Annotated in this window: 1 protein-coding gene; it reads left to right on the top strand. The window is 67.0% G+C overall.

Features of this window, described 5'->3' with window-relative positions; genetic code table 11:
• Window positions 1-673 precede the first annotated feature (673 nt).
• Window positions 674-2,059, top strand: a complete 1,386-nt coding sequence (ltrA, locus tag AB0H83_RS51750; protein ID WP_360111424.1) for a group II intron reverse transcriptase/maturase — start codon at window positions 674-676, stop codon at window positions 2,057-2,059.
• Window positions 2,060-2,185 lie beyond the last annotated feature (126 nt).

Raw genomic sequence — 2,185 nt, 5'->3', positions numbered from 1 at the left:
TCGTGCGCCGTGAGGCGCTTGTTGATCGTGTGGAGGTGAGAGACCTGCACCGCTGTCCTGTCGTAGCAGGGTGGTGAAGCTGAGGGCAGCCCGAGCCGGGAGGCGCTGGTGAGGGTGGGAAGCAGCCCTGACAACGCCGTGACGTGTCAGTACTGCCAGATGATGCGGGTGCGGCAAGCAAGGCGGACAGGCATACGAGAGGAACCGGCGTGATCACGCTCCTCAAGGACGTACCGGCCCGGAACCTGGCGGATGTGGGCCGGAGGCGGTGCGTACCCGGCCCTTCATGACGGGCTTGGGGAACTCCTGGAAGGTCAATGAAGCTGGACGGGAGGCCACGGGGAAAGACTGCGGCGTACCCGTGGCGATGCCGCTGGGGCATAGTCGGGTGCCTCCCCGCTGAGCGATCAACGAGTGAACACGGGAACTGTCCCGGTCCTCGCCTCTGTGGTGCGTATCCGACGCGGTATGGGGGCTGGGCCCGTCGTCGGCCGATCGGTCCGGGACAGGGCGGAGCCGCCGTAGTAGTCCGAGCACGGGAAAGCCGTGCGCATGGCGAAGGGCGGCAGCGGATTTGCGAGGGGAGGAAGCTGCAATGCCGCAAGAGGCACCGCCGAACGGCGGCGCACCGGTGTCGGATGGATCGCAGGGTCCACGGGCGCGGGTAGCGGAGATGCAGTCCAAGCTTCACCGTTGGGCAGCGGCCGATGCCGGCCGCAGGTTCGACGACCTGTTCAACTTCGTGCACGACCCGGCGACGCTGTTGGTGGCGTTCGGCCGGGTGGCGGGTAATCTCGGGGCCCGGACCCCTGGCGTGGACGGCCTGACGGTCGCTGCTGTCGAGGAGTCCATCGGGGTCCCCGGATTCCTGAACGACATACGCGCCCAGCTGAGGCAGGGAGCGTTCCGGCCGCTTCCGGTGCGGGAACGGAAGATCCCGAAACCGGGCGGGTCCGGGAAGGTCAGAAGCCTCGGTATCCCGACGGTGACCGACCGGGTCGTTCAGGCAGCGTTGAAGTTGGTCCTGGAACCCATCTTCGAGGCCGGCTTCGAGCCGGTCTCCTACGGGTTCCGGCCCCGGCGGCGGGCGCACGACGCAATCGCCGAGATCCACTACTACGGCACCCGCGGATACCAGTGGGTGCTGGATGCGGATATCGAGGCGTGCTTCGACTCGATCAACCACACGGCCCTGATGGACCGGGTGCGGGCTCGGGTCAAGGACAAGCGGGTGCTCGCGCTGGTCAAGGCGTTCTGCAAAGCCGGGCTGCTCACCGAGCTCGGCGAACAGCGGGACACCCCGACCGGCACGCCGCAGGGCGGCATCTTGTCCCCGCTGCTGGCGAACATCGCCCTGTCCGTGCTCGACGAGCACCTCCAGGCGCCATGGAAGCCGGGCGGGATGATGCACACCGACAGCCGGCGCAGGTCCCGCCGCGCCCGCGGGTTGCCGACGTGGCGGATGGTCCGCTACGCCGACGACTTCGTCGTCATGGTGCACGGCACCCAAGACGACACCGAGGCGCTGCGCGAAGACGTCGCCCGAGTGCTGGCACCGATGGGTCTGCGGCTGTCACCGGCCAAGACCACGGTCGTGCACCTCAGCGACGGGTTCGACTTCCTGGGGTTCCACATCCGGTGGCGCCGCAAGCGGGGCACGAACCAGTGGTACGTCTACACCTTCATCGCCGACCGGCCAGTCCGGCAGCTGAAGGCGAAGATCCGTGCCATGACCTACAGGACGTCCCAGAAGGATCTCCCGACCACGCTGACCAGACTCAACCAAATCACGCGCGGATGGGTGAACTACTTCAAGCACGCCGTGGCCAAACGCGTCTTCGACCACATCAGGAACTTCACGTGGTGGCGGATCGTGCGATGGCAGTACAAACGGCACCGCTGGAACTGGGGCGACGTCCGCCGATGGCTCACCACCCCCACCGGGGCGTGGCAACCCATCACCTCGGACGGGATCGAGTTGTTCAACCCAGCCTCGGTACCGATCAAGCGTTACCGCTACCGAGGTAACAAGATCCCCACCCCGTGGGGCGCCGCCTGAACCACACCGAACGGCAAAGTCCGTGGAGAGCCGGATGCGATGAAAGTCGCACGTCCGGTTCGGCGAGCGGCCTGGGGAAACGGACCGGTAGCAACACCGAAACCGCGCCCCAGGCCGACTCAACAT

The sequence above is a fragment of the Dactylosporangium sp. NPDC050688 genome, assembly GCF_040654515.1.
Taxonomy (GTDB): domain Bacteria; phylum Actinomycetota; class Actinomycetes; order Mycobacteriales; family Micromonosporaceae; genus Dactylosporangium.
The sequence above is the reverse complement of the archived record's forward strand: the minus strand, read 5'-3'. Positions and strand labels throughout refer to the sequence as shown.

Coding starts and splice junctions, on each gene's coding strand:
- ltrA (WP_360111424.1), top strand. CDS start 674: ATGCAGTCCAAGCTTCACCGTTGGGCAGCGGCCGATGCCGGCCGCAGG.